Here is a 23714-nt window from a genome sequence, read left to right on the forward strand (position 1 = left end):
ATGCTGAGCTTTATTGCCAAGCGGTTGCTGTCGGGCGTCATAACCATTTGGTTTATTGCGACTGCCACCTTTTTTGCCATGCACGCCGTACCTGGTGACCCATTGGTGCGAGACAAAGCCATGTCGCCACAAGTGCGGGCCGAGCTAGAGGCGCGTTACGGTTTAGATAAACCGCTTTTTACTCAATATCAGCTTTTTCTTGGCAATATGATTAAAGGGGATTTTGGTATTTCCTTCACCCAAGAAAACCGCTATGTGAACGATATTATTCGCGAGCATTTTCCTATTTCGGCTATCTTGGGTATCACCGCATTATTGATTGCTTTGGTCGGTGGAGTGACCGCGGGCAGTGTGGCGGCCTATTACCGAAATCGCTGGCCAGATCGATCGGTGATGGTGGCGGTAATTGCGTCGATATCAGTACCGAGCTTTGTTATTGCCGCGCTGGCCCAGCTTATTATTGTGCAACTTAATCGCGCTGCTGAACAAACCTTGATTCCTGTCGCGGGCTGGGGCGGCATTGCCAATGTTTGGGTGCCAGCGTTGGTGCTTGGGTTGGGCACAATGGCCTATCTCAGCCGGTTGATGCGGGCCTCTATGCTAGAAGTTATTACCACCGATTACGTTATGGCGGCTAAAGCAAAAGGCGTGGGGCGCTGGCCCTTGTTTTGGCGCCATCAATTGCGCAATGCAGTGTTGCCGGTAGTCACAGAACTTGGGCCTACCATTGCGGCCATCACCACGGGTGGCTTTGTAGTGGAGTTGGTTTTTGCTATTCCCGGTTTAGGGCGTTATTTCGTCCAGGCAGTGCAGCAATTGGACTACACCGTGATTATGGGCACCACGGTATTTTATGGCGCGTTTTTGGTATTGGTGGTCGTGATTATCGATATCAGTTACGGCTTTATTGACCCCCGTATTCGCTTGTACCGGGGGCGGGGATGAGTATTTCGGTATTTCGTTTTGCACCTTGGCGGCCACCAGTATGGCAATCTTCTGAGCTGCCGACAGCGGTGCCGTTGCCGCGTCTGTTCAGCCCGGCTGTCATTATTTCGCTGGCGGTGGTGGTAGCTATGGTGCTTTTTGTCACCCTGGGACCACTGTTTTGGCAGCAAGACCCTTCTCAACAGTGGCTATCGCAAATTTCTCGGGGACCGACTCCGGCGATGTCGGTTAAAGTTATTAAGAATGACGACGCTTGGCATGTCAGTAAGCGGGTTACGCGCTTGACCGTGGTTGAGGCCAATACCGAACGGGTGCGCTTGCAGTGGCCGAATGTAGACGGCGTAGCGACTTATCGGGTCTACCGCAGCTTGGCATCGGAGTCGGGTATTGGCTTACCAATGAGTGACGTGAATCGTGCTGCGTTTGAAGATCGTCTTCAGCTGCGTCACAGAATATATCGTTACACCATAACTGACGCAGATACCGGCCTGCTATTGTTCGCCAGAGACGTGCGGCCTCAGCCCGCCATTTCTCTATTTGAGGCCCAGCTTCAAGGCCTGATTAAGCTGGGGAGCGCCACACCGGAATTTATCGACTTGCCGTCTCACCCCTTGGGAACCGATGCCCTGGGTCGGGATATGCTCGCCCGCTTAATGGCCGGGGGGCAAACGTCGTTGTTTGTCGGGGTGGTGGCACCGTTGTTGTTTATTGGGCTGGGTTGTCTTATCGGCGCTATTGCCGGTTTGCTTGGCGGCTGGGTAGACCAGGTGCTTATGCGGCTGGTGGATTTTGTCATCGCCTTACCGTTTTTGCTGTTTATGATTCTGTTCCGGGTTGCCTTTGGTATCGGCCCGGGAGAAAACGGTATTGCGCCGCTAATTTTGGCGATGTTGATGTTGAGTTGGCCAAGCAGCGCCCGGCTTATTCGCGGCCAGGTATTGGCATTGCGAAGTCAGCCCTTTGTCGAGGCGGCTCGATTGGCTGGGGTTGGCCGCGCGGGATTGATTGCTCGGCATTTGTTTCCCAATGTGTTGCCGATGATTTTGGTGGCCTTTAGTTTTGCGATTCCGCAAGCAATTTTTACCGAGGCGTTTTTATCGTTTATCGGCATGGGGGTATCACCCCCCACCACCTCTTGGGGCGCGCTTTGCAATGATGGTATTAAAACCCTGTTATCCCATCCCCGTCAGCTCTTGCTACCCGCCTTGCTGATTAGTATCTCGGTACTGGCGTTTAACACCTTGGGCGATGCCCTCCGGGACGCCACCGACAGACGGGCAGGGGCGGTGAAAGCATGAGTCTGGTTTTAAATTTACAAAATTTACAGCTTAGCCTTGGTGACAATCCGGTGCTCAGAGATGTATCTATGACCTTGGAACAGGGCGAGTGTCGCGCTTTGGTGGGGGAGTCTGGCAGCGGTAAATCACTCACGGCTATGGCGCTGTTAGGGCTGTTGCCTAATGGCGCTAAGCTGAGCGCAAACGCCTGGACGTTTGCGGGCAAAAAGATGGCTGTGTTGGATGCCAAGCAATGGCGGGGGCTGCGGGGCAACGACATTGCGATGATCTTTCAGAATCCCATGTCAGCCTTAAACCCTACCCAAAAAGTGGGTGATCAAATTGCAGAGCCTCTGCGGATTCACCAAGGGCTTAGCCGAGCCGCAGCAAAGAAAGAAGCAATTAGCTTGTTGGAGCGTTTGGCCATTCCCAACCCCGCCCGCCGAGCAGAGCAATACCCTTTTGAGTATTCTGGCGGCATGTTACAGCGGGCAATGATTGCCATGGCCAGCGCCTGTAAACCGAAGCTATTGATCGCCGATGAGCCCACTACGGCATTGGATGTAACCGTTCAGGCTGAAGTGCTAGGTTTGCTAAAAGAACTTCAGCAAGACCGGGGCATGGCCTTGTTGTTTATTACCCACGATTTAGGGGTGGTAGCGAATGTCGCGGACTCAGTTTCGGTGATGTATGCGGGACAAACTATTGAGTCCGGCAGTCTTGAGGCGGTCTTTAGCCGAGAGGGACATCCTTACACCGCCGCGCTCAAAAAAGCGGTGCCCAGCTTAGAGCATGATCAAGCGTTGTTTGCGATTCCCGGTACGCCGCCAGACCCTCGGGAGCTACCCAAGGGTTGCAGCTTTGGTCCGCGTTGCGATCACAGAATGGCAATCTGTGAAGAAGAACCGGCACTGCATCGCTGCAGCGACGGTCATTTGAGCCGCTGTTGGCGCTGGCACCCCGAGCACCCATTGCGTTGGCGGGAGGGCGATTGCCAATGAGCGTGTCGCCGATACTGACTGTGCGGGATTTACGCTGCCATTTTGACAGCGGCCAAGGTTTGCTCGCCGCAGTGGACGGCGTTGATTTAAATATCGCCCCTGGCGAAGTGCTGGGCTTAGTCGGCGAGAGCGGCTCGGGTAAGTCTACACTGGGGCGTATTATTGCGGGCCTGCAACCCCGAACCGGGGGCAGTATGGTTTTGGATGACAGACCGCTGCCGGCGAAATTTAAGAGCCGGGATTTTCGTTTTACCGCCAACCGGGTACAAATGGTCTTTCAAGACAGCTACGCGAGTTTAAATCCAAGAATGACCATCCTCGATAGTCTGCTTGAGCCGCTTCGAGTACGAAGAATGCCTGACTCTGCGGCCAAAGCATTGGGGCGGCAATGGTTGGACCGGGTTGGTTTGGCGGCGGGTGCTGCCGAGCGTTACCCGCATGAGTTATCTGGTGGTCAACGACAGCGAATTGGCATCGCGCGGGCTTTTATCGCAGAACCTAAACTGGTGATTTGCGATGAACCGGTGTCGGCACTGGATGTGTCTGTGCAGGCCCAAATTATTCAGTTGCTGCGTGACCTACAGCAAGACTTAAATACGGCAATGTTGTTTATTGCCCACGATTTAGCGGTGGTTCGTCACCTCAGCAGTCGAACGGCGGTCATGTATTTGGGGGAAATTGTTGAGTTGGGGGAGAGTGCTCAGGTGTTTTCTCAACCCTTGCACCCCTATTCTAAAATGCTGATATCGGCGCATTTGAGTGCCGACCTTAAGCACAAAAATGTCAGCCATTACCGCAGTGATAAATCCGCGGTGCGATTGCCGCCTCTAGCGGACGATGCGGGTTGTCGTTTTGCTCCACGCTGCCCTTATGCCGAGGAGGGGTGTGTCGCTCAGCCACCGTGGCTGCAGTCTGGCGACGGTGGCAGTGTGGCGGCTTGTCATCGATTGCAATGGTTGGACTAAGTACGTCGCATCGCGACGTTTCATTCAAATAGGGCGGTATCAGACTTTATGGATTTGAGCGTATAGCGTGATTTATATGCTCAGTGTTGACAGTGAACACAAAAGCCGATAGCTTGCATTATTGTGCTCAAACTGTGCTTGGTTTTATGCCTTGATGCTTGTTTTAGGGTTAAGGTGTCTTGTGCTGATACGGCAATAACAATAATGGTGAAAAGGTAGGAGGGGTGATTTTGTCCGATAAACGTGAGGCCGTTGCAAACGCTATTGAAGCCGGTAGGTCGCTGGCGGGTGTTCCCAGTAGCGTAGATCTAAGCCAGTTTGCCAATCTTGCTGAAATGTTTCAGCACTGCGTTGACACGGCCAGTAACAATCCCGCCGTAAGCTGTTTGGGCTACACCCTGAATTACAGTGATCTGGATCGGCTTTCGGCTAATTTTGCGAGCTATCTGCAAAATGAGTTGGGAATGAAAACCGGTGATCGCATCGCGATTCAAATGCCCAATATTCTTCAGTATCCGGTGGTGCTTTTTGCTGCCATTCGCGCGGGTTTAGTGGTGGTTAATACCAATCCACTGTACAGCGAGCGGGAATTAGAACATCAAATTAAAGACTCCGGTGCCAAGGTGATGGTGGTGCTGGCAAATATTGCCGAAGTGGCCGCGGCGGTTGCCCCCATGGCAGGGATTGAGACCGTCATTGTTACCGAGCTGGCCGACTTACATCCACCGGTAAAAAGACTGTTGATTAACTCGGTGGTTAAGCACGTCAAAAAAATGGTCCCTAAAGTGTCTTTTCCCAATAGCGTCAGTTTTCGGACTGCCTTGGCAAAGGGTAAATCCGGTCGCTACCAGCCCACGACGGCGGGCAAGGAAGACTTGGCCTTGTTGCAATATACCGGTGGCACAACCGGTGTCTCTAAGGGGGCAATGATTAGTCATGGCAATTTGATTGCCAACGTTTTGCAAAGCAAAGAACTGTTTGAAAGCTATGGTCTCAAGCCGGGAGAAGAGACCTTTATGGCGCCTTTGCCGCTCTATCATATTTACTCATTTATGCTGAGTTTTGTGGTCATGCTGCAGGGGAATCACTCTGTGCTGATTCCCAACCCCCGTGACTTGGATAGCGTCATTAAGGAAATGCGTCGCTGGAAGTGGTCTGGAATGAGCGGCATTAACACCTTGTTTGTCTCGTTGTGTAACCACCCAGAATTTGCGAGCTTGGATTTCTCTTCGTTAAAAGTCACCTTGTCGGGTGGTATGGCACTAACGGCCGGGGCGGCTAAAAGCTGGCAGGAAATGACCGGTTCTGAGGTGTTTGAAGGTTACGGCCTGACCGAAACCTCCCCCGTTGTTTCGATCAACCCCGGTGGTAAAAACCAGGTGGGGACTATTGGTTTGCCCTTGCCGGGTACCGATATTCGCATTATTGCCGAGGGTGGTGAAGAATGCGGTATTGATGAGCGCGGTGAGCTGTGTGTTAAGGGCCCTCAAGTCATGATGGGGTATTGGCAGCGGCAGGATGAAACCGATAAATCAATGAAAGACGGCTGGTTTCATACCGGCGATGTGGCTGTTGTGCAGGCTGATGGTTATATGCGGATTGTCGACCGCATGAAGGACATGATTCTGGTGTCTGGATTTAATGTGTATCCCAATGAAATTGAAGACGTATTAAGCAGCCATCCCAATATTAGGGAGTGTGCGGCGATTGGTGTGCCCGATGAAAAGTCTGGTGAGGCGGTTAAAATTTTTATTGCCACTAAACAGGGAGACATTGATCAAGACGAATTAAAAGCCTTTTTGCGTGAACGTCTTACGGGCTATAAAATGCCCCGCTATATCGAAGTGCGGGACGAGTTGCCCAAAACCAATGTTGGTAAGGTGTTGCGGCGCGATTTGCGGGATGAAGAGTTGGCGAAACGAGCCAGCTGATTAACACTCCCCAAAAGGCGCTTAACGGCGCCTTTTTTATTGCGAGCCCTATGCCAGAATCCTCTCTGAACTCCCTGTTTGATGCCTTGAATGAATGCTGTCTTATTGACCAGTTCCCATTGCGCCGGGAGTTACTGCGTTTAAAGAAAGCCGCCCTTGAGCCTGAACCGCGCCAAAAGGCATTGGCAAAGCTGCAAGCACGCTTGGACCGCTCAGTGGCCAACCGCCTGGCTCGGCTAAACAGCGTACCCGTCGTCAGCTACCCTGAAGATTTACCCGTCAGTGGCCGGGTTGACGATATTAAAGCGGCCATCGCCAATAACCAGGTCGTGATTGTTGCCGGGGAAACGGGCTCGGGTAAAACGACCCAAATCCCCAAGGTCTGCCTTGAGCTGGGCCGAGGCGTGGCGGGTTTGATTGGTCACACCCAACCCCGGCGCTTGGCCGCTCGCAGCGTTGCCCAACGTCTTGCCGATGAGTTGGCAACGCCGCTAGGGGAGAGCGTGGGTTTTCAAATTCGCTTTCAGGATGTCAGTAATCCGCGCACCCACATCAAGGTGATGACCGACGGGGTCTTGCTGGCGGCGATTAATCAGGATCGTTTTCTTAATCAATACGACACCATCATTATTGACGAAGCCCACGAGCGCAGTCTCAATATCGATTTTTTGCTGGGTTATCTTAAAACCCTGCTGCCTAAGCGCCCTGATTTGAAACTGATCATTACCTCGGCGACCATTGATGTTGAGCGTTTCTCTGAGCATTTTAATAACGCCCCGGTGATCGAAGTATCAGGTCGGAATTACCCGGTGGAGTATCGTTATCGACCAATGGAGGAGGCGGAATCTGGCAATGATCTGCCCGCAGCTATCGAAAACGTGCTGAACGAGTTACAGCGCGGGGGCGAGTCTCGCCGGGGGGATGTCCTGGTGTTTCTCAGTGGTGAACGGGATATTAGAGAAGTTCACCGACATTTAAAGCGCAGCAGCAATGACAACCTGGAAGTGTTGCCACTGTATGCCCGTTTAAGTAATAAAGAACAACAGCGCATTTTTGATTTGCGGGGACGGCGGGGTTGGCGCGTCGTGTTGGCGACGAATGTTGCCGAAACCTCCTTGACCGTTCCCGGTATTCATTTTGTGATTGATGCCGGTACCGCCCGCATCAGCCGCTACAGTGTGCGCAGTAAAGTGCAGCGGCTGCCAGTAGAAGCGATCTCCCAAGCCAGTGCCAACCAACGGGCGGGGCGTTGTGGCCGTCTTGCCCCCGGTATTGCTTATCGCCTATACAGCGAAGAAGATTTTCAGCGGCGGCCTGAGTTTACTGAGCCGGAAATTCAGCGCACTAATTTGGCGGCGGTTATTTTGCAAATGCTGCAACTGCGTCTGGGCGAGATAGAGAAATTTCCATTTATTAACCCCCCTGACCGCCGCTTGATTAATGATGGTTATGGCTTGTTGCAGGAACTGGGGGCGGTTGCTGGCAGAAGCCTAACTCCACTGGGTAAGCGCTTGGCACAATTGCCTGCGGATCCTAGAATTGGCCGCATGTTGTTGGCAGCCGCTGAGCAGAGCTGCCTGCATGAAATGTTGATTATTGCCAGTGCCTTGAGTATCCAAGACCCTAGAGAACGCCCGGCAGATAAACAACAAGCTGCCGATGAGAAGCATCGCCGCTTTTCCCACCCCGAGTCTGATTTTATGGCTTATCTGGCGTTATGGGACTACGCCGAAGAGCAGCGTCAGGAATTATCAAGCAATCAGTGGCGCAAGCTTTGCCAGAAAGAGTTTTTTTCGTGGACGCGTATGCGGGAATGGCGAGAAGTTCATCACCAACTGACGTTGCTGTGTCGGCAAATGAAGCTGGTTAAAAATCAAGAGCCCGCAGATTATCAACGCTTGCATCAAGCTCTGTTGCCAGGGTTTTTGAGTCAGATAGCGTTTAAAACGGAAGAGCGGGATTACTTAGGCGCCCGCAACCGCAAGCTGAGAATCTTTCCCGGTTCGGCGTTGTTTAAGAAATCACCTAAGTGGATTGTCGCCGCCGAGCTGGCCGAAACCAGCCAGCTTTTTGCCCGCTGCGTGGCCAGGATCGAGCCGGAATGGGTACTGGGGGTAAACGACGACCTTCTCAAACGCCGCTATTACGAACCCCATTTTCAAGCAAAAACCGGGCGCGTTGTGGCCTTTGAGCAAACCCTGCTATTTGGTCTGCAGATTCGCGACAAACTGAAGGTGAATTACGCCCCCATCAATCCCAAAGAAAGCCGGGAAATTTTTATTCGACAAGGACTGGTCGAAGGACGTTATCGCGGTAAAGCGGCATTTTTTGTCCATAACCGTGCATTGATTGACGATATTGTAGGCTTGGAAGATAAAACGCGGCGCCGGGATATCCTCGCCTCTGATGAGGAGCTGTTCCGCTTTTATGATGAGCGACTACCCGAAACCGTTGTGTCTGCGCGGCATTTAGAAAGTTGGTTAAAACGCGATGCGCCTAAAAATGCGCTGTATCTAGGGCGTGGCGATGCCATGCGTATCGCTGACATCGATGCCGGTGAAGCTCAGTTTCCCGATGTGTTGCATTGGCAGGAAAATCAACTGCCACTGAGATACCATTTTGAACCTGGCCATCCCGCCGATGGCGTAACGGTGCTGTTACCCATGGCGCTATTGGATAAAGTCCCCGAGGGGCGTTTGCAATGGCTGGTGCCCGGCTTACTGCGAGAAAAGTCGATTGCCTTAGTTAAAGCGCTGCCCAAGGCCCAGCGCAAACAACTGGTGCCGGTGCCCGATTACGTTGACCGGGCCTTGGAAACGCTGTCGCCCTCTGACACGTCTTTACTCGAGGCGCTATCAATTGCGCTAAAACGCATTAGCGGTGTTGAAATTGATTTGCAGAGCTGGTCAGCACAATCGCTAGATGACTACTATCGAATGAATATCCGGGTATTGGATGATGCCGGCGAAACCCTGGCGGAAAGTCGAAATTTGAATTCGCTGCGAAGCAAACTCAGCCATCGGGTGCAGAGCAGTATCGCCAAAGAAACCGGCAAGGGTTTTGAGTCTAGAGAGGTTGATTGTTGGGATTTTGGTGCGTTGGCGGTAGAGCATCAATTTAAACAAAGCGGTGCGACTTTAACAGCTTACCCCTGCTTGCGACTGCGCAAACAGACGGTAGAACTGGCCTTGGCGGAGTCGCTCCAAGAGGCACAGCGGGAAAGCCTTGCAGGCGTGCAGCAATTATTGTTGCTTCGACTCGGCCAACAAACCAAGGGCTTGCGCAAACAGTTGTTTAGCAATAACGCCCAGCAATTGCAGTTTGCGGCCTGCCAGCAGGACCGGCGCCAATGGATAGACGATACCTTAATGGCGGCGGCCCGGGAGGCGTTTGGTTTGAGCACAGAGTGTCTTCCCCGCAATGAAGAGGCTTTTGAGTCAATCTGGCAGCGTGGTCGCAGTGAGTTTGTGCCAGTGGCGGAGCGCTATGATGTTTTGCTGGGCGAAATATTAGGGCTGTATAGCGATATTTGTCGGCGGATGAAATCCTTGAATAGCTTGGCGTGGATTCAGAGTATTAATGATATTCGCCAGCAACTGAGCAGCCTGTTTAGCAAGGGGTTTATTCGGGATTGCAGTTTACAAGAGCTGGCGCAGTTTCCGCGCTATCTTAAAGCGGTGCTGCAGCGTATGGACAAGCTCGACGGTAACTTTCAGCGAGACCGTCAATGCACATTGATTATTGAACCGATGCAGGAAAAAGTCGATCAGGTGTTGCTTAAAGACCCATTGGCAATGACCCTGGCGGATTTTGCCGAGTTTCGTTGGATGCTAGAAGAATTCAGGGTCTCGCTGTTTGCCCAACAGCTGGGTACCGCAATGCCGGTGTCTGAAAAACGCTTAAAGAATGCTTGGAAGGCGCTGGCACCACTTGTAACAAAAGCTTAGGCTGAGAGTCTGCAGTGAACGGCCGCTGAAACATCGTTCTGCTGATTTGCTGCGTAGAAGCTTGCGGAGCAAACAGGCTTAGTCGTGTATTCAGCCCCTTCATTCTCTAAACAGCAAAGTGGAATTAATGGTAAAAAGTGCGCCCAATATGATTTCTGGCAATACTGCGCTGGCGGGCCTTGGCCTGCGACGCGGACTGCTGGAAGACTTTAAAAATATCGAGCTTGGCGATATTGATTTCTTCGAGGTGGCGCCAGAAAACTGGTTGAATATGGGCGGGCGATTTGGCCGGGCGTTTCGTGAATGTGCCGAACGTTTTCCTGTTTACCTCCATGGTTTGTCCCTTAATATTGGCGGCTTTGCACCGCTGGATACCCAGTTGATCAATCAAATTCGGGGGTTTATGGATGAATTTGATTGCACGCTATATTCCGAGCATCTGACTTACTGTGCGGATGAAGGTCACCTCTATGACTTAATGCCTATTCCCTTTACTGAGGAGGCGGTTAAGCACGTTGCAGCTAGAGTGCGACAAACCCAGGATATATTGGGCCGCCGAATATTATTAGAGAATGCCTCTTATTATGCTGCACCGGGGCAGCAAATGTCCGAGAGCGAGTTTATTTGCGCCGTGGCCGCCGAGGCTGACTGTGACCTGCTGCTGGACGTGAATAACATTTACGTTAACAGCATTAACCATTGCTACGATCCCTATGCGTTTTTAGCCGCGTTGCCCGCGCAGCGCATTCGCTATATTCATATTGCCGGACATTATCACGAGGCCGAAGATTTGCGTATCGATACCCATGGTGCCGATGTGATTGACCCTGTGTGGTCTTTACTCGATGCTGCCTACGATAAAGCTGGGGCATTGCCGACCTTGTTAGAACGGGATTTTAATTTCCCCCCCATGGCTCGACTGCTCGAAGAAGTTGCGCAAATACGTCGTGCCCAAGCTCGGGTACAAGCCGTGCTGACTGAGCAAGGAGGCTGATATGCCATCCGAATTAGTGCAACTGCAGAAAAAACTTAGCGACTACGTTCGTAACCCTGAGGCAAATCCTGGCCCAGAAAATATTGAAGTCCGCCGTTTACAGATATACCAAGATTTGTTTTTCAATACAGTTGAAGGCTTTGTTTCTACGGCATTTCCGGTTACTCGAACCCTCTATGATGACGCCGCGTGGCGAGGGATTATTCGGGACTTCATGTGTTGCCATTATTGTAAAAGCCCTTTTTTTGTAAAGCTGGCTGAAGAGTTTATTGATTACCTCAGCAATGAGCGGCAAATGCTGCCCTCTGACCCTGCTTTTTTAGTAGAGCTGGCTCATTACGAATGGGTTGAGCTTGCCTTGGATATCAGCACCGAGCAGCTGCCGGAGATACCGCCCGTACCAAAAGAGGTTTTATCGGTAAATTTGCAGATGTCGCCACTGGCGTGGTCATTGGCATATCAATTTCCGGTTCACAAAATCAGTGCGACATTTCAGCCAGAGACTGCCGACGCCGAACCGACTTTTTTGCTGGTATACCGCAACAGTAAAGACGTGGTTGGCTTCTTGGAAATAAATGCTGCCACCGCGCGGTTATTGGTTTTATTAGAAGAGCAGGGTGGCAACGTCACCGGGGCTTTAAGCCAATTAGCCGCAGACATGGGTGCCACTGTTGGGGCCTTGAAAGGTTTTGCCACTGAGCTGCTACAACAGATGCTGGAATTAGAGATTTTGCTGGTCGCATCTGATTAGCAACAAACGGGGGTACGAAAGTCTATCAACAGCACGATGCTTTCCCTGTATTATAAGTGTTCAAGGTATATGGAGGCGCTGAGGACTGGCTAGATATTAGGCTGGCGAGACAGGCGTATTGAATTCAGGCTAAGGATTTCAGCAATGTCAGTATTGCGAAATGATAAAACAAGATTATTTGGGCTGTCGGGCGGCTTAGCCGTGCTGCTGGCGGCGCTGTTGTCGTCTCCCAGCTTTGCTGATGACGATACGCTTGATCCCCGAGACCCTCTGGAGGGCTTAAATCGTAAAATATTTGCCTTCAACGAGGTTGCCGACCGCTATGTGCTTAAGCCGGTCGCCAGGGGATATAAAACGGTAACCCCCACTCCGGTTGAAACAAGCATCGGCAACTTCTTCAATAATATTGGTGAAGTGCAGAGTTTTGGCAACGATATTCTGCAGGGCAAACCCAGTAATGCCATGGTCGATGCCGGACGGTTTATTATCAATACCACGGTGGGCGTTTTAGGCTTGTTTGATGTGGCTACCCATATTGGTTTGAAACGAGAGCCAGAAGATTTTGGCCAAACCCTTGCCGTTTGGGGGGTAGGCTCTGGTCCGTACCTGATGCTGCCACTGTTTGGCCCCAGCACACTTCGAGATGGGACTGGCACCGCGGTAGACAGCTACACTTCTGCAGAGGGCAATATTGACCCCGAGCGAGCCCGCTACTATATGAAGGTCATTGATGTTGTTGATACCCGGGCTTCGTTGTTGGACTCAGAAGATCTTATCTCTGGAGATCGCTATAGTTTTTTGAAAGATGCTTACTTACAGCGTCGGGAGTATTTGATTAACGATGGCAAAACTGAAGACAGTTTTGGTGGCGAGGACTTCGAGTCATTTGAAGAATTTTAGTGTCCCGGAGGGCATCGTGTCAGCCGACTTTCTCTCTGTAATGTTCCCGCTGTGAATCCTGCACATTTTTGTTGCTTGTGTGCCGATAGGGATACGAGTAAAAAGGCTTGATGAGCATCCCTTTACGGCATCGTTTGCTTTTAGTAGGGCAGGCGATTACCAATTATGCAGATTTACGCAGCTCCCTTGAGTCACTGGGGGTTGAAGTGCTGCTTGTCATTCAGCGCGACGAAGGCTTGTTGAGCTTTCGAGAAGACGATATTGACATGGCCATGATTGATATCGATGCAGCCGATGGCATCGGCTTATTGTCTGATATGGCCGACGATCCCCGAGAATTACCGCTTATTGCCGTTTCCCATCGAGAAAGTGCTGAAGACGTAGTTTCGGCATTGCGCCACGGTGCCACCGATTATCTGATGTTGCCGACCAAAAGCACCAATGTGCTTGCCCATGCCATGGAGCGGGCTATGGAGCGGGCGATTCTCAAGCGCGAGAATCTTGCTTACCGCACCAAACTGGAAAATGCTAACCGCGAGTTACTTGAGAGCCTGACCCACCTGCAGCAAGATCAACAGGCGGGTAAGCACGTTCAGCAGTTGTTATTGCCGGATACCCCAAAAGAAATTGGCGGTTACCGGTTTTGCCACTTTATTCAGCCATCGTTGTATCTCAGTGGTGACTTTGTTGATTATTTCTTAGTCGGCGAAGATCACGCTGTGTTTTTTGTTGCGGATGTGTCTGGGCATGGCGCTAGCTCTGCGTTTGTGACGGTTTTTCTGAAAAATCTCTTTGCCAGTAAACGTAGTGATTTTTTACATAGAGGCTCAACCGCGATTTTGTCACCTGCAAAAATGCTGGCAATTGCCAATCGTGAGTTGATCGACATGGGCATTGGCAAGCATGTCACGATGTGTGTCGGCGCGGTGGATTTGAAATGCCAGCAAATGAGCTACTCAGTGGCTGGTCATTTACCGGCACCGGTGATGGCGGTTGATGGGGTGGCGGCATTTTTGCCCGAGCACGACATGCCAGTGGGTTTGTTTAGCGAAGCAGAATTTAGTGACCATATGATCAGCTTTCCGGAAGGGGCTGTGCTGAGTCTGTTCTCAGATGGTATATTAGAAGTTCTGCAGCAGGAAAATCTGGAGCTGAAAGAGCAGGCCTTATTGGACTTGCTCAAGTCAGGCCAGCGTTCTTCTACAGAGTTGGCGGAGGCCTTTGATTTATTTACACAAAATGAGCCTCCAGATGATATTGCAATACTCGTCGTCAGCAGGTTATAGGCTAATGCAGCCGGGAAAAATTTTAGTCGCCGAGCAGGATGGTGCATTTGTCATCAAACTGGTCGGCGATGTTCGTTTAACGCTATGCACAACCATGGATGAGTTCTTTGACGAGATGTTAGCCGTCAAGGGCTTTGCCAGTGTGGTTGTGGATCTTGCAGATGCTGTCAATATCGATAGTACCACCTTGGGTTTGCTCGCCAAATTAGCGATTAAAGCAAAACAGCGGTTTCATTATATTCCTCTCGTTCTTTCTACTAACCCTGATATTACCCGGGTGCTGGAGAGTATGAGCTTTGACCGGGTGTTTCGTATTCGAGAGGTGCCCTTGATCAGTGACGAAGATCTGGGCGAGTTACCGGTGCTCCCCGACAGTGAAGAGGGTGTGAAGCGCAGGGTGCTGGAAGCCCATCGAGTGTTGATGGGCATGAGCGAAAGCAATCGCGCCAAGTTTCGGGAATTGGTGACCTTGCTCGAAGGCCAGTGTTATTGAGTTAATTTGAATGAGCGAATGAGGCATCGCTTAGCATTTAAGCCAATGCCTCACGCTTGTATCGGTAACGGCGCTCGCTCGTTACTCCATATTCTCCAGTTTTTCAGTCGTTATCAATTTAGCCCGAATAAACTCCCGGTGGGGGAGATAAATCAAGTCTGAAATTTTGCGGATTAAGTGCTCTTCGTATTTATCGATCCGGCCATCCTCTGCGGCCACTTCCCACAGGGATAACACCAGCTGATATTTTTCCTGATTGTCGCAATTGTCGTTGATATAACGTGTAAAGGGATACAGTGAGGTACTGTCTTGCGTGGTGTCTTGTGCCTGGGCGACGGCTTTTTCGACCTCGCTTTCAGATACTGAAAAGTGCCGTACCAATAAACCGCGAATTTTGTCTACTTCAGCCGGGTCTTGCTCGTAGTCCGATTTACTGACTTCCACTAGCAATGCCGCGGCAGCCATTTCCATGGTCATCGACAGGCTGTCGTCTTCTGTATCGGAGGCAAAGAATTTTTTTAAGTGCTCAAACATTATTTGTCCCAATTTTTTAGCATGGCTTCTAATTTAATTTGATCTGCGGCAAAGGCGCGAATGCCCTCTGCTAATTTTTCAGTTGCCATGGCGTCTTCGTTCATTGCCCAGCGAAAGCTGGATTCGCTTAATACCAGTCGCGGCACGGCTTTAATATCCATTTCTGGAGATAGGCGGCGGGGCAAATCACCGCTGGCGTTCTCAAGCTCTTCCAGTAATGCCGGGCTGATGGTTAAGCGGTCGCAACCGGCTAGGGCTTGAATTTCGCCAGTGTTGCGAAAGCTGGCACCCATCACAATAGTCTTGTATCCGTGCTGCTTATAATAGCTGTAGATGCTGCTAACGGAGATTACACCGGGGTCTTGTTCTGCTGTGTCGGGTGTATTGCCATGGGCAACATGCCAATCCAGAATGCGGCCCACAAAAGGCGATATCAATGAAGCGCCAGCTTCAGCGCAGGCGGCAGCCTGAGTCAGACTGAAAAGCAGGGTCAGATTACATTCGATCCCTTCATTTTCCAAAATTTCAGCGGCCCGAATACCTTCCCAGGTCGAGGCAATTTTGATGAACAGCCGAGATTTATCCACGCCTTGCTTCTTATACAGTTCAATCACTTGACGGGCTTCTTCTACCGTTGCGTCGGTATTAAAAGACAGTCGAGCGTCGACTTCTGTAGAAACCTTACCGGGAACCAACTGGGTAATTTCTTTGCCAATGCGCACGGCAAAGGCCATCACCGCCGATTTCAATGCGGCCTCGCTACGGTCTTCACCCAAACTGGCGACAACCTCGTTAATCATGTCTTGATACTGGGGCAGTTGCGCGGCTTTAAGAAGTAATGAGGGATTGGTGGTGGCGTCTTGAGGGGTAAAACGGCGGATGGCTTCAATGTCACCCGTGTCCGCGACCACGTCAGTCATATTTTTAAGCTGTTCCAGTTTACTCGTCATTCGATACCATCCTGTATTCCTGTTGGTCTTCTACGGCTTTGCTCACTATGGCCATGGCTTGGCGCAGTACGTCACTATTCGCGCCGGGTAAGTGGGCATGTTGACTCAAGTGGCGCCGAAATAATTTAGCGCCAGTCTGGCCGTTAAAGATTCCCAATATGTGTCGGGTAATGTGGTTTAAGCGCACATTGCCGCTATTTAGTTGCGAGTCGATATAAGGTAGCAGCGCTTCTAATACCGCGAAGCGAGTGGGGGTGGGCGATGTTTCACCGTAAAAACGCTGATCTACCTCGGTGAGGAGATACGGATTTTGATAGGCACTGCGTCCCATCATGATGCCATCCACATATGACAAATGCGAGGCGCCACTGCTGAGATTGTCAATGCCGCCATTAATGATGACCTCTAATTCGGGAAAGTCTCGCTTTAGCTGATACACAAAGTCGTAGTTTAGAGGTGGTATTTCTCGGTTTTCTTTGGGGCTAAGCCCTTGTAGCCACGCTTTGCGTGCATGCACAATAACCGCGTCGGCTCCCGCGTCGGCAACCGCGCCGACAAAATCGATTAACGGTCCATAGCCTTCTTGCTCGTCGATACCAATTCGGTGTTTGACAGTAATCGGGAGTGAGCAGGCATCTTTCATTGCCGAGACACATGCTGCAACCCGCTGGGGCTCGGCCATTAAACAGGCACCAAAGGCGCCGTTTTGGACCCGGTCCGAGGGGCAGCCACAGTTGAGATTGACCTCATCGTACTGCCATTGCTCAGCAAGTTTGGCGGAGCGCGCCAAAGCATCAGGGTCGCTTCCACCAAGTTGCAAGGCAACAGGGTGCTCAACATCACTAAATTGCAAATGCCGCTCGACATCACCGTGGAGCAGGGCGCCAGTGGTGATCATCTCGGTATACAGCACGGCCCGCTTGCTGAGCAGGCGCCAGAACACGCGACAATGCCTATCACTCCAGTCCAACATCGGAGCGACGCAGAAGCGGCGGTCCAGCCCTTGGATCGGGATGTGTAGAGAATTACTTGGGGTTTTCTGCATGAGTAGATGAATCTGCCAACGGGCTACGTATAATACGCGGCTTAATGCTTGCCGGAGCAATTGCCGGCGCCAAACCCTGTATTCTATTGAAATGGAAGCAAACTCTCCATGACTGTTCGTACTCGCATTGCGCCGTCACCCACCGGCGACCCCCACGTAGGCACCGCGTATATCGCGCTTTTTAATTACTGCTTTGCCAAAAGTCAGGGCGGTGAGTTTCTGTTACGGATTGAAGATACCGATCAGCAGCGCAGTACGGCGGCCTCTGAAAAAGCCATCTTGGATTCTTTGCGGTGGTTGGGTTTAGATTGGGATGAAGGTCCAGATGTCGGCGGACCGTCGGGACCGTATCGTCAAAGCGAGCGCAGTGACATTTACCAGCAACATTGCCAGCAGCTTATCGATCAAGGCAAAGCCTTTCGCTGCTACCGTACGGCAGAAGAGCTAAATACTTTGCGGGAGTCTCGTCGGGAGGCGGGTTTGCATACGGCTTTAAAAGCCAGCGATTTGCGCCTATCTGAAGAAGAGGTGCAGGCTAGGGAAGCAGCAGGCGCGGCCTATGTTATTCGGATGGTGGTGCCGGAAGAGGATGGCCGTTGTGAAATCGACGACATGTTGCGGGGCAAAATAGAGCTGGAGTGGTCCCAGGTTGACGCACAGATTTTGTTGAAATCCGATGGTTTGCCTACCTACCACCTGGCCAATGTGGTGGATGATCACCTGATGGGGATCACCCATGTGCTGCGAGGAGAGGAGTGGATTAACTCTGCGCCCAAGCACAAGTTACTCTATGAATACTTTGGCTGGGAGATGCCTCAACTTTGCCATTTACCGCTGCTGCGGAACCCGGATAAGAGCAAATTAAGCAAGCGCAAAAATCCCACCAGTATTCTGTACTACCAGCGTATGGGCTTTATGCCGGAAGCCTTGTTGAATTACTTGGGGCGTATGGGCTGGTCCATGCCCGACGAAAGCGAAAAATTTAATTTGGCGACCATGCTCGAAAATTTTGACGTATCTCGGGTCAGTTTGGGCGGGCCAATCTTTGATGTAGAAAAACTGCGTTGGCTCAATGGGCTCTGGTTACGTGAAGATCTGGATCAAGAGCAGCTGGCTCAGCGCTTGATGGAGTGGGCGCTAAACAAAGAAACCCTGGCCAAAATTTTGCCCCATGCCCAATCACGGATAGAAGTCTTTAGCGATTTGGCACCTTTGGCTGCTTTCTTTTTGTCAGGCATGCTGCCGATTTCGCCGGAAAGCTTCAGTGCTTGTAATTTAGATGAAGAAGAGCTGGTGTCGGTGCTGCAAGCGGCGGCATGGCGGCTGGAAGCCGAGCAAGATTGGCAGCGGGATACGCTTTTTGCAGCGATTAAGTCCTTGGCCGACGGCATGGAAATAAAGCTAAAGGATTTTATGCCGCCGCTATTTATTGCCATTGCCGGTACCACCGCGTCCATCTCGGTAGTGGATTCTATGGAGGTGCTGGGCCCAGAAATGAGCCGGGCAAGATTGCGTTATGCCGTAGATGTCTTGGGCGGGCTTGGTAAGAAACGGCTTAAAAAGTTGGAGAAACGCTACCAACAAGCTTTACAGAATAGTGCTGGTTAACAATCGTCATTTTCGGTTTTTGATTTAAGCTTACTGTTTTTACAGACAATTTGTTGACAAGCTCAGAGGTGATCATTAATATGCGCAGCCTCTGCTTTGGGGCTATAGCTCAGCTGGGAGAGCGCTTGCATGGCATGCAAGAGGTCCGCGGTTCGATCCCGCGTAGCTCCACCAAAGTTTTAAAAAGCCGCCTATTTTTAGGCGGCTTTTTTGCGTCTGATCCACCAGAATCTGGTCGCTGCATTTTCCATCAAAACAAAGCCGCGTTGTTTTCATAGGGTAAGCCGTGTGCATCAGCGACGGCTTGGCAATAAACCTTTCCTTGCGCAATATTTAACCCATCTCGAAAGTACTTATCATTCTGTAAGGCTTGCTGCCAACCTTTGTCTGCCAACGTCAGGACGTAGGGCAGTGTGGCGTTGTTAAGGGCGAGTGTGGCAGTGCGAGCAACAGCGCCGGGAATGTTGGCGACGCAGTAATGAACAATGCCATCAACAATATAACGGGGGGCGTCATGGCTTGTGGGGCGGGATGTTTCAAAACAGCCGCCTTGATCAATGGCAACATCGACTAACACGGCACCACGTTGCATTTTTTTGACCAGATCGGCGCTGACAAGTTTGGGGGCGGCGGCGCCAGGAATGAGAACCGCGCCAATGACTAAGTCGGCATGGATGACTTGCTGCTCAATAGCATCGGTTGTGGAGTAAAGGGTTTTCAGGCGACCTTGAAACTGTTCATCTAAGATTTTAAGGCGGGATACAGAGCGATCAATTACGGTGACATCTGCCCCAAGTCCCAGCGCCATCGCAGCGGCATTGATGCCGACTACGCCGCCACCAATAATGCAGACTTTCGCCGGTAATACACCGGGAACGCCGCCAAGCAGTTGTCCCCGTCCGCCGTTAATCATTTCTAATGATGTTGCGCCAGCTTGCACGGCGAGCCGACCCGCCACCTCTGACATCGGGGCCAGCAGGGGTAAGCTGCCGTTGGGGGCAGTGACGGTTTCGTAGGCGATCGCGATGGCGCCGGATTGCAATAACAGTTCAGTTTGCTGCAGGTCGGGTGCAAGGTGCAGATACGCAAATACAATTTGATCTTTTTGAAGCAGCTTACATTCTTCGGGTTGGGGTTCTTTGACCTTCACAATCAGTTCGGCATTGCGGTATAGCGTTTCGGTATTGTCGATGATGGTTGCGCCAGCGTCGATATAGGCTTTATCGGCAAAACCAATTGCGGCACCGGCACCGGTTTCTACGGTGATACTGTGGCCGTGCTTGCTTAACTCGCGAACGGAGGTGGGGCTTAGGCCGACCCGGTATTCTTGCGCTTTAATTTCTTTTGGGACAGCGATTTTCATTCGGCGCTCCTACAATGATTCCAAGACAGCTGTTTTCAAAATAGCTACGGCGTAAAGTCGCAAAGTGGGTGGGACTTACATATCAGTCTAGCCGATGCTTTGGTAAACGTTGTTAGTCAATATTCTTAGTCGTCATAGTTCAGCATTGATTCAGTCTTTTCGGCAGATACTTCCATTAATCTTTGGAGGACATGCTATGAAAAAATCATTAATGGGGCTGGCGGTTGCCGTGGCGGTTATGCCTTTTTATGCCCAGGCTAATGACTATGGTCGCAGTGCTTATAATGCGACCCCGACCATGTATTTGTTTGGTGGCGTAGGGGCTGCCGATTACGATTTGGCCAGCGAAGATGTGCGCTTTAGTTTTGGCGATGGTTCTCTTAATCGCATTGAGGAAGACAATCAGTCGGTCAGTTGGCGGTTCGGCGTGGGGTACCGTATTGCCGATGTGTTGTCTTTTGAGTTTGGCTATGTGAACTTGGGTGAATTTGCCGCCAGTGCCCAGTCAGACGGCTCTAGGGTGGCCACCAATGGCTACGCGCCGGGGCGAGTGGATATTGATGGCGAAAGCAGTGGGGTATTTTTAGGTTTAAATGCGCATACCCCAGATGAAGAGCCCGTTGGCTTGTATTTACGCGGTGGAATTTATAGCTGGGAAGTGGATGGCCGAGTAAAAGATAGCAGCCGGAGCGGTCGGTTTTTAGTTGACGGTGTCGATCCCTTTATCGGCGGCGGATTGCGTTTTGCTATTGATCGTAATATTCAAATTCAGGTCGGTTACGACTATTACTTTATTGACGACGATGAGGCACTGGATACCGCAGTAGGCGTGTTAGGGGCTGACTTGGTGTTTTATTTCTAAGCTGATCTATCGCAAGGGTATTCTCAGCCGCTATTGACCGTGAATCGCCCAACATTGTGCACTGATGCCATAGGCTTGTTTAGCGTAATTTAGTGATAATACGGCAGCGAATACGCCGCCGCCGCAGAATTCTTATTGCCCGGCGAGTATAGTGGGGAATCGGATGAGGCCGGAGGCACAATGAGCAACATAGAAATCACTCTTAATGGCGAAGCTCGCCAGCTATCGGTAGAGGATGGCACGCCACTGTTGTGGGTGCTGAGGGAACAACTGGCCATGATGGGCACCAAGTTCGGTTGCGGTGTGGGGCTATGCGGCGCTTGCACTGTACACCTTGATGGCAACCCTGTTCGTAGCTGCAGTTATCCGGCCCAACTTGCCAATGGCCGGAAGGTCACCACCATTGAAGGCCTGGCGCCCTCTGACGAAGAATTGCATCCCGTGCAGCAAGCCTGGCTTGAAATGAACACGCCCCAGTGCGGTTACTGCCAATCGGGCCAAATTATGTCCGCGGCGGCATTGTTGGCCAACAACAACTCACCCGATGACAGTGAAATCGATGCGGCCATGTCGGGCAACCTCTGCCGTTGTGGCACTTATCCACGCATTCGTAAAGCCATACATCGAGCGGCGGCGTTAATCGCTACTGATCAGGCTGATGCTCCTGCCGAGGAGTCCCAAGCATGATGCAGCGCAGACAGTTTTTAAAAACCACCGCTCTGCTCGGTGGTGGCGTTGCCATTGGTTTTCACCTCACGGGCTGTGATCAAGCGCCTTATCCAGGCAGCGCCGATGATGTGCGACCCAATGCCTTTTTGCAGCTAAACAGCACCGGTGAGATTGTGTTGCAGTTGCATAAATCGGAAATGGGACAGGGGGTTTACACGGCCATGGCGACCCTGGCCGCCGAAGAAATTGGCATTCATCCCTCCGAGTTAAAAATTGAACACGCCCAGTTCCACCCGGAATTTAGAGACCCGAGTTTTAAAGTGATGATTACCGGTGGTAGTTCATCGCTATCAACCAGTTTTTTACCTCTGCGAGAAGCCGGTGCGGTGATGGGGGCATTGTTACGGCATGCGGCGTCTTATCAGTTAGGCGTAAAACAAGAGCGGTTGACGCTTCAAAACGGTATGGCGGTATTTGAAGATAAAAAAGTCAGCTTTGCTGAGCTGTTGCCCGTCGCACGAAAGCTACCCATGCCCAGCGATGTTGCTCTGCGTTCCGCCAGTGACTTTCGTTATATCGGCAAGTTTGATCAGCGCTTAGACAGCCGTGACAAAGTCACGGGCAAAGCGATGTTTGGTTTAGATAGTTCTTACCCCGATGCTCTTACGGCGGTGTTAGTACGCTGCCCGCATTCGGGTGGCAGTTTGAAAAAATTTGATGCCAAAGAAGCGAAGGATAAACCAGGTGTTGAGTCTATTTTTGAGATAGACGGCAAAATTGCGGTGGTTGCCAAAGGCTATTGGCAAGCCAGACAAGCCGCCAATATTATTGATGTGGAATGGAATAAAGGGCCATTCGAAGGCTTAAGTCAAAGCGATTTGTTAACCCGCCGCAAAGCATTGCTAGACAGTGAAGATCGCCGAAAAGCGGAAGAAATCGGTGATGAAACCTTGTTTGCCGGTGACGACTATAGCGCCGAATACCAGGCACCGTATTTAGCTCATGCGACGATGGAGCCAATGAATGCGTTGGCTGCTGTTACCCAAAACGGCTTAGAAATTTGGACCGGTATTCAAGCCATAGACCTGGCACGCAATGCAATTGCCGACGCAACAGGGTTTACACCAGAAGAAATCACTATTCACAATACGATGCTGGGCGGTGGTTTTGGCCGCCGTTTAACACCAGATTATATGGTAGAAGCCGCGCAGTTGGCGGTGCATTTGAAAAAACCGGTCAAGTTAATTTGGAGTCGCGAGGACGATATGCGGCACGATTTTTATCGTCCCGCAGCGATGGCAAGAATGTCGGCAAAATTGTCTGGCAATAAAGTAAACGGTATTTATAGCGAGTTAGTGGCCCCTAGTATTTTTAAAGGCTTTTTGCCCATGGTGACCAATACGCTGTTGCCAAATTGGGTGCCAGATAAAGCCCATCGTTATCTCGGTGATATGGCATCGGGATACGACCCTTCAGCAACAGAGGGGGTAATTAAATCTCCCTATCAGTTTCCCTATGCGCGTACGGACTACATAGAAGAACCGTCGCCTGTTCAAGTAGGTTATTGGCGCTCGGTGGGGCACTCTCAAAACGCATTTTTTATGGAAAGTTTTGTTGACGAGCTGGCCCACCAGGCTGAGCAAGATCCGCTGGATTTTCGGCTGCGGTTGCTACCACCCGATAGTCCCTACCGGGCGGTGTTAAAACTGGCAGCAGAGAAGGCGGGGTGGGGCAATCCTCAAGAGGGCCGCTATCAGGGCTTAGCCTTTCACGAATCTTTTGGCACACCTGTGGCGCAGGTGGTGGATGTCTCCATTGAGCATGGCCAAATTCGCGTTCATAAGGTCGTTTGCGTACTGGATTGTGGTTTGGCGGTGAACCCGGATATCGTCAAAATGCAGATGGAAAGCGGCATTGTATTTGGTTTGACGGCGGCGCTTAAAGGCGAAATCAGTTTTCAAGATGGCGCGGTACAGCAGAGTAACTTTCATAATTATGAGTTGCTGCGCTTGTTTGAAACTCCAGAAATTGAGGTCTATCGCATTGATAGCCAGGCGTCCCCCAGCGGTGTTGGCGAACCCGGTGTGCCGCCCATTGCGGCAGCCGTGGCCAATGCAGTCTTTGTGGCAACCGGACAGCGTTTGCGCAGCTTGCCGCTCCGTTTGGCTGCGTCGTAAGACATAATCAAGGCTT

Annotated in this window: 19 protein-coding genes and 1 tRNA gene; 16 read left to right on the forward strand and 4 right to left on the reverse strand. The window is 51.3% G+C overall.

The features are described 5' to 3' along the window. From IMCC21906_RS09510 to IMCC21906_RS09560, 11 genes are all read left to right on the forward strand, one after another. Window positions 1-945, forward strand: a complete 945-nt coding sequence (locus IMCC21906_RS09510; protein ID WP_047011972.1) for an ABC transporter permease — start codon at window positions 1-3, stop codon at window positions 943-945. Further along, window positions 942-2243, forward strand: a complete 1302-nt coding sequence (locus IMCC21906_RS09515; protein ID WP_052763474.1) for an ABC transporter permease — start codon at window positions 942-944, stop codon at window positions 2241-2243. Before IMCC21906_RS09510 ends, IMCC21906_RS09515 begins: the two co-directional genes overlap by 4 nt. Beyond that, on the forward strand, window positions 2240-3223 hold the full coding sequence (locus IMCC21906_RS09520; RefSeq protein WP_047011973.1) for an ABC transporter ATP-binding protein: 984 nt from the start codon (window positions 2240-2242) through the stop codon (window positions 3221-3223). Before IMCC21906_RS09515 ends, IMCC21906_RS09520 begins: the two co-directional genes overlap by 4 nt. Beyond that, window positions 3220-4188, forward strand: coding sequence for an ABC transporter ATP-binding protein (locus IMCC21906_RS09525; protein ID WP_047011974.1), 969 nt, complete (start codon window positions 3220-3222; stop codon window positions 4186-4188). The genes IMCC21906_RS09520 and IMCC21906_RS09525 overlap by 4 nt, the downstream gene beginning before the upstream one ends. A 230-nt stretch (window positions 4189-4418) precedes the next feature. Continuing rightward, a complete protein-coding gene (locus tag IMCC21906_RS09530) occupies window positions 4419-6119 on the forward strand; it encodes an AMP-binding protein (RefSeq protein WP_369795750.1) in 1701 nt (566 codons plus the stop codon). A 50-nt stretch (window positions 6120-6169) separates the two neighbouring features. Continuing rightward, window positions 6170-10066, forward strand: a complete 3897-nt coding sequence (hrpA, locus tag IMCC21906_RS09535) for an ATP-dependent RNA helicase HrpA (protein WP_047011975.1) — start codon at window positions 6170-6172, stop codon at window positions 10064-10066. A gap of 127 nt (window positions 10067-10193) precedes the next feature. Then, window positions 10194-11060: a DUF692 domain-containing protein gene (locus IMCC21906_RS09540; RefSeq protein WP_231580246.1), complete on the forward strand. Its 867-nt coding sequence runs from the start codon at window positions 10194-10196 to the stop codon at window positions 11058-11060. 1 nt (window position 11061) lies between these two features. Then, entirely contained in the window at window positions 11062-11811 is a 750-nt protein-coding gene (locus tag IMCC21906_RS09545; RefSeq protein ID WP_047011976.1) for a DUF2063 domain-containing protein, read from the forward strand. Between the two features lie 144 nt (window positions 11812-11955). After that, window positions 11956-12711 carry a VacJ family lipoprotein gene (locus IMCC21906_RS09550; protein WP_082117435.1) on the forward strand — a complete coding sequence of 252 codons (756 nt, stop codon included), beginning with the start codon at window positions 11956-11958 and terminating at the stop codon, window positions 12709-12711. Window positions 12712-12821: 110 nt separating this feature from the next. Beyond that, on the forward strand, window positions 12822-13997 hold the full coding sequence (locus IMCC21906_RS09555; protein ID WP_052763475.1) for a PP2C family protein-serine/threonine phosphatase: 1176 nt from the start codon (window positions 12822-12824) through the stop codon (window positions 13995-13997). A 4-nt stretch (window positions 13998-14001) separates the two neighbouring features. Continuing rightward, window positions 14002-14490 carry an STAS domain-containing protein gene (locus tag IMCC21906_RS09560; RefSeq protein WP_047011977.1) on the forward strand — a complete coding sequence of 163 codons (489 nt, stop codon included), beginning with the start codon at window positions 14002-14004 and terminating at the stop codon, window positions 14488-14490. Between the two features lie 81 nt (window positions 14491-14571). Here the strand turns inward: IMCC21906_RS09560 and IMCC21906_RS09565 are convergent, their stop codons facing one another. Genes IMCC21906_RS09565 through dusA form a run of 3 tightly spaced genes read right to left on the reverse strand, consistent with a single transcriptional unit; the run spans window position 14572 to window position 17019 of the window. After that, a complete protein-coding gene (locus tag IMCC21906_RS09565) occupies window positions 14572-15024 on the reverse strand; it encodes a TerB family tellurite resistance protein (protein WP_047011978.1) in 453 nt (150 codons plus the stop codon). Further along, window positions 15024-15974 (reverse strand): transaldolase, encoded by a 951-nt coding sequence (gene tal / locus IMCC21906_RS09570; RefSeq protein WP_047011979.1) that lies wholly within the window; start codon window positions 15972-15974, stop codon window positions 15024-15026. Before tal ends, IMCC21906_RS09565 begins: the two co-directional genes overlap by 1 nt. After that, the gene (gene dusA / locus IMCC21906_RS09575) at window positions 15964-17019 is read right to left on the reverse strand and encodes a tRNA dihydrouridine(20/20a) synthase DusA (RefSeq protein ID WP_047011980.1); all 1056 of its coding nucleotides are present in this window, start codon (window positions 17017-17019) and stop codon (window positions 15964-15966) included. The genes tal and dusA overlap by 11 nt, the downstream gene beginning before the upstream one ends. A 108-nt stretch (window positions 17020-17127) precedes the next feature. On the opposite strand from dusA, the gene gltX reads away from it, so the two are divergent. After that, entirely contained in the window at window positions 17128-18627 is a 1500-nt protein-coding gene (gene gltX, locus IMCC21906_RS09580) for a glutamate--tRNA ligase (protein ID WP_047011981.1), read from the forward strand. A gap of 98 nt (window positions 18628-18725) precedes the next feature. Beyond that, window positions 18726-18801 (forward strand) — tRNA-Ala (locus IMCC21906_RS09585). Window positions 18802-18877: 76 nt separating this feature from the next. Here the strand turns inward: IMCC21906_RS09585 and ald are convergent. Then, window positions 18878-19990, reverse strand: coding sequence for an alanine dehydrogenase (ald, locus tag IMCC21906_RS09590; protein WP_047011982.1), 1113 nt, complete (start codon window positions 19988-19990; stop codon window positions 18878-18880). 196 nt (window positions 19991-20186) lie between these two features. Here ald and IMCC21906_RS09595 point away from each other — a divergent pair, with 196 nt between their 5' ends. The 3 genes from IMCC21906_RS09595 to IMCC21906_RS09605 all read left to right on the forward strand — a co-directional run bounded on the left by IMCC21906_RS09595 (window position 20187) and on the right by IMCC21906_RS09605 (window position 23698). Then, the gene (locus tag IMCC21906_RS09595) at window positions 20187-20852 is read left to right on the forward strand and encodes an outer membrane beta-barrel protein (RefSeq protein WP_047011983.1); all 666 of its coding nucleotides are present in this window, start codon (window positions 20187-20189) and stop codon (window positions 20850-20852) included. Window positions 20853-21032: 180 nt separating this feature from the next. Then, window positions 21033-21539, forward strand: coding sequence for a (2Fe-2S)-binding protein (locus IMCC21906_RS09600; RefSeq protein ID WP_047011984.1), 507 nt, complete (start codon window positions 21033-21035; stop codon window positions 21537-21539). After that, on the forward strand, window positions 21536-23698 hold the full coding sequence (locus tag IMCC21906_RS09605; RefSeq protein ID WP_047011985.1) for a xanthine dehydrogenase family protein molybdopterin-binding subunit: 2163 nt from the start codon (window positions 21536-21538) through the stop codon (window positions 23696-23698). The genes IMCC21906_RS09600 and IMCC21906_RS09605 overlap by 4 nt, the downstream gene beginning before the upstream one ends. The last annotated feature ends 16 nt before the right edge of the window (window positions 23699-23714 follow it).

The organism is Spongiibacter sp. IMCC21906 (assembly GCF_001010805.1).
Taxonomy (GTDB): domain Bacteria; phylum Pseudomonadota; class Gammaproteobacteria; order Pseudomonadales; family Spongiibacteraceae; genus Spongiibacter.